This is a genomic window from Bacteroidia bacterium, assembly GCA_025056095.1.
Taxonomy (GTDB): Bacteria; Bacteroidota; Bacteroidia; order JANWVE01; family JANWVE01; genus JANWVE01.
Window position 1 is genome coordinate 1 of record JANWVW010000133.1, and the last position, 7,605, is coordinate 7,605.

Annotated in this window: 6 protein-coding genes and 2 tRNA genes; 5 read left to right on the forward strand and 3 right to left on the reverse strand. The window is 38.6% G+C overall.

Going from position 1 to position 7,605, the window contains the following annotated elements:
• Window positions 1-83 precede the first annotated feature (83 nt).
• Both gcvP and NZ519_09745 read right to left on the reverse strand, forming a co-directional pair.
• Entirely contained in the window at window positions 84-2,978 is a 2,895-nt protein-coding gene (gene gcvP, locus NZ519_09740) for an aminomethyl-transferring glycine dehydrogenase (GenBank protein MCS7029036.1), read from the reverse strand.
• Between the two features lie 83 nt (window positions 2,979-3,061).
• Window positions 3,062-3,757 (reverse strand): PrsW family glutamic-type intramembrane protease, encoded by a 696-nt coding sequence (locus tag NZ519_09745; protein ID MCS7029037.1) that lies wholly within the window; start codon window positions 3,755-3,757, stop codon window positions 3,062-3,064.
• Between the two features lie 247 nt (window positions 3,758-4,004).
• On the opposite strand from NZ519_09745, the gene NZ519_09750 reads away from it, so the two are divergent.
• From NZ519_09750 to NZ519_09765, 4 genes are all read left to right on the forward strand, one after another.
• Window positions 4,005-4,802: an MBL fold metallo-hydrolase gene (locus NZ519_09750; GenBank protein ID MCS7029038.1), complete on the forward strand. Its 798-nt coding sequence runs from the start codon at window positions 4,005-4,007 to the stop codon at window positions 4,800-4,802.
• Entirely contained in the window at window positions 4,762-5,367 is a 606-nt protein-coding gene (locus NZ519_09755) for a YceI family protein (protein MCS7029039.1), read from the forward strand. Before NZ519_09750 ends, NZ519_09755 begins: the two co-directional genes overlap by 41 nt.
• Before the next feature lie 108 nt (window positions 5,368-5,475).
• Window positions 5,476-5,561: transfer RNA gene (locus NZ519_09760), tRNA-Ser, on the forward strand.
• 190 nt (window positions 5,562-5,751) lie between these two features.
• Window positions 5,752-5,828, forward strand: a tRNA-Ile gene (locus tag NZ519_09765).
• A 64-nt stretch (window positions 5,829-5,892) separates the two neighbouring features.
• Here the strand turns inward: NZ519_09765 and NZ519_09770 are convergent.
• On the reverse strand, window positions 5,893-6,561 hold the full coding sequence (locus NZ519_09770) for a 4Fe-4S binding protein (protein ID MCS7029040.1): 669 nt from the start codon (window positions 6,559-6,561) through the stop codon (window positions 5,893-5,895).
• A gap of 126 nt (window positions 6,562-6,687) precedes the next feature.
• Here NZ519_09770 and NZ519_09775 point away from each other — a divergent pair, with 126 nt between their 5' ends.
• A complete protein-coding gene (locus NZ519_09775) occupies window positions 6,688-7,476 on the forward strand; it encodes an SDR family NAD(P)-dependent oxidoreductase (protein ID MCS7029041.1) in 789 nt (262 codons plus the stop codon).
• Window positions 7,477-7,605 lie beyond the last annotated feature (129 nt).

The following is a 7,605-nucleotide window of genomic DNA, read 5'->3' on the forward strand; positions in this document are numbered from 1 at the left end:
GAAGTACCGAAGCGAAGCGCAGTGCGGAATGCCCCGACCCTTGCGTCAGCAAGGGGCACGCCCAAAAAATCAAATTTAATACATCATACTTCTGCGTTTTGGTAGCTTTCAATAGGCGGACAAGTGCATACTAAATTCCTATCGCCATATAAGTCATTTACGCGGGCTACACTTGCCCAAAACTTATTTTTACGAACATACGGTAACGGAAAGGCTGCTTTTTCTCGAGAGTATTTATGTGTCCATTCATCCGCCACAACCATTGAAAGTGTATGCGGAGCATTTTTGAGTACGTTATCTTGTGGGTCTGCTATGCCTAACTCTATTTCTCTTATTTCTTGGCGAATTTGTATCAGTGCATCACAAAAACGGTCTAGTTCCTCTTTGGACTCGCTCTCTGTGGGTTCAATCATAATTGTGCCTGGTACAGGAAAAGACATCGTTGGGGCATGAAAGCCGTAGTCCATCAAACGTTTGGCTACATCTAAAGCTTCAATACCATATTTTTTGAACTCTCTTAAATCTACAATCATTTCGTGTGCGCAACGCCCATTTTTGCCTGAATAAAGAATAGAATAGTGCTTTTCTAAACGAGCTTTAATATAGTTTGCGTTAACAATAGCCATTTTAGTAGCATTGGTTAGCCCCTTTGCGCCGAGCATACGAATATAACCATAAGAAATAAGCAGTATGCTTGCACTTCCCCACGGTGCCGCAGATACGGCAGAAATTCCTCTTTTACCTCCTGTGGGGATTAAACAGTGTCTAGGTAAAAAGTCTGCCAAGTGAGCGGCTACACAAATAGGTCCCATACCTGGACCTCCACCGCCGTGTGGAATAGCAAAAGTTTTGTGTAAGTTTAGATGACATACATCTGCCCCAATAGTAGCAGGAGAAGTCAAACCTACTTGTGCGTTCATATTCGCGCCATCCATGTATACTTGTCCGCCGTATTGATGAATTATATCGCAAATTTCTTGTATAGATTCTTCAAAAACGCCATGAGTAGAAGGATATGTAACCATCAATGCGGCTAATTTATCTTTATGTTGTTCGGCTTTGGCTTTTAAGTCTGCTACGTCAATGTTACCTTTTTCGTCGCATTTAACTACTACGATTTGCATGTTTAACATAGCCGCAGATGCAGGGTTTGTGCCGTGCGCAGAAGAAGGAATAAGAACTACATTTCTGTGTCCTTCCCCTCTGCTAATGTGATAAGCGCGTATGACTTGTAAGCCTGTGTATTCACCTTGGGCGCCTGAATTGGGTTGTAGTGAGGTTGCTGCAAAACCTGTAATTTCGCATAGCATCTGCTCTAGCTCTTGAATAATCTGTTGATAGCCTTGAGCTTGTTCTATGGGTACAAAAGGATGGATTTGATTGAATTCTGCCCAAGAAACGGGTATCATTTCTGTGGTGGCATTTAACTTCATCGTGCATGAACCGAGAGTAATCATTGAAGTGTTCATGGCTAAGTCTTTGTTTTCTAAGCGTTTCATGTATCGTAGCATTTCGTGTTCTGTATGGTAGCTGTTAAATACAGGGTGAGTTAGATACTCACTTTTTCGGATGCACTTATCAGGGACTTGTAGTTTATCCATCGAATGTATAGTGTCTTTAAGTTTTTGGATGGTAAAGGTTGGACGGTTTTGGGCTTGGGCAAATATGTTAGCAATTTGTAGCACATCCTCAATTTGAGTAGTTTCATCTAAACTTAAATTGATAGAGCCATCAGAGTTATACCAGAAGTTAATTTCATTTGCTTCGGCAATAGATTTGACCGTGCTTACATCTACGTGGTCAATGTTGAGTGTATCAAAATAGTACGTAGTGCGAACTCTGCAACCTGTTTCGGACAATAGCTGAGCTAGAGCTTGGGTATAAGCATGTATGCGAGTAGCAATGTTTTTCAAACCTTTTGGTCCATGATAAACCGCATAAAAGCTTGCCATGTTAGCCAGTAGTGCCTGCGCTGTACAAATGTTGGAAGTTGCTTTTTCTCTTTTGATATGTTGTTCGCGGGTTTGTAGTGCCATGCGCAAAGCAGGACTGCCCTGTGCATCAATAGTTACGCCGATGATTCTACCTGGAATAGAACGTTTATATTCTTCATGAGTAGCGAAAAAAGCTGCATGAGGACCACCGTAGCCCAAAGGTACACCAAAGCGTTGAGAGTTGCCTACTACTACATCCGCGCCCCATTCACCAGGAGGAGTAAGTAAGGTCAAAGCTAGTAAGTCGGATGCTACAATAATTTTTACTTTGTTTTGTTTAGCTTTTTGAACTAATTCCGTGTAATCTTTTACTTCGCCTGTTCTATCAGGATATTGTAGTAGAATGGCAAATACATTCGTGTAGTCTGTTTCTTTTTCAATATCTACAACTTTTACAGTAATACCGACGGGATTTGCACGAGTGTATAAAACATCAATCGTTTGTGGGAATACTTTGTCAGAAACTAAAAGCGTGTGTGCATTAGGAAGGTTTTTTTGTTGTTCATTGTGTAGCATGAGCATAGCTTCGGCAGCTGCGGTAGCTTCATCTAATAAAGAAGCATTTGCAATGGACATAGCAGTTAGGTCGCAGACCATAGTTTGAAAATTCAAAAGTGCTTCTAATCTACCTTGGGCAATTTCAGCTTGATAGGGCGTGTATGCAGTGTACCACCCTGGATTTTCAAACATATTTCTCAAAATGACTGAAGGTGTAATAGTGTTGTAATATCCCAAACCAATATAGGACTTAAATACTTTGTTTTTTTGAGCAATTTTTTTGATATGCTGCAAGTACTGATATTCTGTTAAAGGTTCAGGCAAATTGAGAGTTTTTTTTAAGCGAATAGATTCAGGAATAGTTTGTTCTATCAATTCATCTATACTGCTAACATTCATTTCTTTGAGCATGGCTTGCAAAGATTGACCTTGACTACCTATATGGCGATGCTCAAACTCCTCTGTATAATGAACAGTTGTATTCATACTTAAATTAGTGCGTAAAATTAAAAAGCTAAAAGCAATTAAAAAAGTTTATCAACCGTTGGAAAAATGTTCTATTTAACAAATCAAAAAACATCAGCATCTTGAATATATTGGTTCTTGATAGCTCTATGTGCTTTGATAGCTTTGAGGCTTAGTACAACACCTACTATCAGAGTAAAAATTGCTCCTACAGCCATACCAATTTTGTGGTTAGATAATAAAAAGAAATCATAAAAACCATGAAAGATAACTGCTAAAGCTACTCCAATAAGTTGGTAGAATGCACTTTTTCCAGGATTAAATTTGGCTAATCCAACGTAGTAGCCCATAGCTACTGCAAATGTAGCATGCGCAGGTACAGCAGTAAAAGCACGTACAATAGTTACATGAATGCCCTCCATTGAGTAAAGAATATTTTCAATTCCTGCAAAGCCCATAGAAACCATCATAGAATATACTATTCCATCAAAAGGTTCGTTGAAAGCTTTTAACCTATATGAATATCCCCGCAACATAACATATTTACTTGATTCCTCTACCAAAGCTACTTCCACAAAAGCGTGTAAAAATATGCTTTTTATATCATCACTGTTTTGCCAGCTTCCAATGAGCTCAACTTCTTGAAGAATATCTTGTATGAATATGAAAATTGTGCTCAATCCCCCTAAAAAGAAAGTTATTGCCAAGTTTTTGATAGGCTCTTTATCACGTTTGTCCTTTACATAAATGAAAGTGTTTATGATTATCACAGGCAGTAAAGCTAAAAGAACAATAACCATATAAGTTCCAAATCTACTAACTTTAACATTGTTGGAAAAATTTTTTTGATAGGTGAGATTCACTTGATGCATTAGTGAGATCCTCCGCCGTGTAGTCCTGTGAGTTCTGCCAGCACCTTATTGCAAGGATAGTTTTTTCTAAACTACGCGAGAGTTTTGAGTACATAATTTGTAGTTCCTACCCCACAGCGGCAGACTTAAACAACTTGTAAAAAATAATGCGCTTAATTTTTATACTTTTGCCATCATGTTTTTATCGCTATCAGAGGGAATTTACACGGTAGGACTGGATAAAAAATTTGTTCCTTTTAATAAAGAGAAAGACCGCTTGGAAGAAAGAAAAGGGACTTTGTTAGTGCACATACAGCCCTTCCTTGTGTATGCACACCACGAATGGGTACTGTTAGATACAGGATTAGGATATTTGCAAGGCACAGAGTATCATATTCACCAAAATTTAGCTAAGTCAGGTTTATCTTACAAAGAGGTACGCAAAGTGTTACTTAGCCACCTACACTTTGATCATGCTGATGGTAGTATCTCCGCAGAAGGCGAAGTACTATTTCCAAACGCAGAATACTTTGTGCAGGCAGGCGAATACTATAATGCCATAGCCCAAGAAAGTAAATCATACCACAGACAGCGCTTAGAACAACTATACAAAACAGGACAATTACACCTGCTTTCTGAAAAAAAAGGACATATCAGTCCGTATATTCATTTTGAAGTTTCAGGCGGACATACACAATATCATCAAGTTTTTTGGGTAGAAAGTCAAAATGCAGTTTATTTTTATGGGGGAGATGTATTGCCCAGCGCAGGACAAGTGAACCGAAAATTTGTAGCTAAGTACGATTATGACGGTAAAAAAGCTATGCAGGATAGAATAAAATACGCACAACAAATAGCAAATGAGGAACTAATCGTTTTGTTTTATCATTCTGATAATTTACAAGGAGCTAAATTACATGCGTATCATGATACCTTTGAGGTTGAACCTGTTTATGCAAATAAAAAGTTGGATAATACTCAACTTACTTTCTGAATGGCTGAAAAAAACAGCTTTACACACGGCTAATTTGAGGTTCAGCTTAATTTTTTTACTTTTATTCAAAACAACCGTCTTTGCTCAAACCATTTGGAAAGTTGAACCTACATCTGAAATTAAGTTCACAATAAAGAACATGGGTGTTTCGGTAGAAGGCAAGTTCAAAAATTTTGTAGCTCATATCAAGTTTGATCCTGATCACTTAGACCAAAGCGAAATAGAAGGTATCGTGTACGCCAATTCAATTGACACAGATATTAGTGCAAGAGATAGACATCTACGCGATGAAGAATACTTTTATGTGGCAAAATATCCTCAAATTACTTTTAAATCTGCACAAATATTCAAGCATCAAAACTATTACATTGCCCGCGGAACGCTGACAATGAAAAATGTCAAAAAGGAAATATTGATACCTTTTTACTTTACACCCAATCAAGATAACAAGGCGCGTTTTAGCTCCTCTTTTTCATTAAACAGGCTAGACTATAATGTAGGGGGTAAGAGCTTAATGCTAAGTAATGATGTTAACGTAAAACTAGAAATTCAAGCTACTAAGTAGCAGGCTGATAATCAAAGTAAAGGCTCAAATGCAAAACAAAAAATTATACGCAGGTATTGCTTATTTTTTGGAACATTTTTAATTTTGCATCATCTATCATAAGGATGAGGAGAAGTGGCAGAGTGGTTTATTGCAGCGGTCTTGAAAACCGTCGTGGGTAACACCCACCGGGGGTTCGAATCCCTCCTTCTCCGCTCCCCAGCCCTCTTGCTAAAAACAAGAGGGCTTTAATTGTGATACGTTGTTTTAGGTTCATTTGTCTAAATGCTGACAGGTTTTGCCCTTATGATACACACACTTACGCTCTTCAAAAATTGAATAAACGAATAAAAAACTTGCATTGTATGTAAACTTTATCTAATTTTGCAGTCCCTCTGTAAGCATGGGTTCTTAGCTCAGTCGGTTAGAGCAACGGACTCATAATCCGTAGGTCCAGGGTTCGAGCCCCTGAGAACCCACCAGCAAGCAAAAAAATAAGCCTTTTTCATATATGAAAAAGGCTTTGTTATTTGATATAAAGGTTTCTTATCGTTTCATAATAGGTTTTTTTCTACCTGCGGTACCTTGAGGTGGTGGAGTTGTAGTTTCTTCTTTTTTCTCTTCTACTGCAGGAGCGGTTTCAGATTTAGCTGCACTTTTATTCTTTTTAGACTCTTCTAATTGCTTACGTTTTTGGGCAGCTTGTTCAGGTGTTAGATTGCCGAAGTGGTACAATAAGTTATCTCGGTCGTATTCAGCGAAGTCATATACTTTAGTCATTGTCAAGCACTCTGTGGGGCAAGCAGCAGTACATAAACCACAGTAGCAGCACTTAGCCATGTCAATATCGTATACGGCTAACCATAGTTTCTTTTTAGTACCATCGGAAGTAGTGCCTAGATCCTCTACCGCAGAGATAGTTTCAATAGTAATGCAGTCCACAGGGCAATCCCTGGCGCAAGCTTTACAGCCGATGCAGTCATCGATTTCGTTATGAAGTCTGTATCTACCTGTATCTGGTACAGGAACTTTTTCTTTGGGATAGTGAATGGTTACTAATCCGTCAGGTTGTTTGAAGTAATCAGGATTATCAATTCCCATTGGAATGCGTCTGCGCCTTGCTCCAGTAAAAAAGTGTCGTATAGTCATTCTCATTCCACCAAGTGTGGTGGTTATTCCAAGTTTTATATCTTGAAAATACTTTCTAACAGACATAACTTATATTTTGAATATTGGTACAAATATACTGTAAAAACTTTGGATTTGGCAAAATAGTTCTCAACTTTTGCTTATATCAAACAGGTTTTGTAGTTTTGAGGTCAAAATAAAGTAATCATGGTTTTGCAGGATAAAGTTGTACTCATCACGGGTGCAGATAACGACTTAGGCAATGCACTCGCTCTCTTAATGGCTAATCGTGGAGCAAAATTGGCTTTGGTAGCCAGGTCCTCACAAGAGTTAGAGCTGCTTACTGTACAGTGCCAACAATATACCACTGAATCCGTACCTTTTGCGTCAGATGATGACACACCTCAATCTATAGAACTACTTGCTAAACAAATTTTGGACAAATTCGGAAAAGTAGATATCCTTATCAACAATAATGGCATTGGCAGCTGGGGAATTTTAATTGAGCAGAGCACGGAGGAGATTGTTAAAACTATTCAAGTTAATTTGACCAACACTATTTTGCTTACTCGTGCTTTGTTGCCTACCTTAGTTAAAAATAAGGATGGGGCTCAAATTGTCAATATGTGTTCTATTGCAGCCAAGCTGCCATTGCACATGATGGCAGTGTATACCGCAACAAAATTCGGTTTGTACGGCTTTGCAGAAGCATTGAGAAAAGAGCTAGAAAACACAAAGGTAGATATCATTAACGTCATTAGTAGTCCGATAGACAGTAATTATTTTGAAGGTGAAGAAGCCATTGGGCGCAAACAAGCAGAAGTGATTGACATTGGCGCACCCCTAGAGGTAGCCGAGGGAATTTTTGATGCCATCAATCGCAGACAGAGAGAAGTAGTTATTGGAAGTTTTAATAAATTCACACTGTTTGCCAATAAAATAGTACCTAGCTTATCCGAAGCTTTGATTAAGCAAGTTTTCTCTAAAACAACGCACAACTGATAGTAGGATTATCAAAAAGTCAATCTTTTACACAAAAAAATAGTTTGTAACTATTTTAATTTTTTGGGCGTGCCCTTGTGGGCGTTTCGCTTGCGCTCATGCCCACAAGGTCGGCGTGCTACGGGCTAC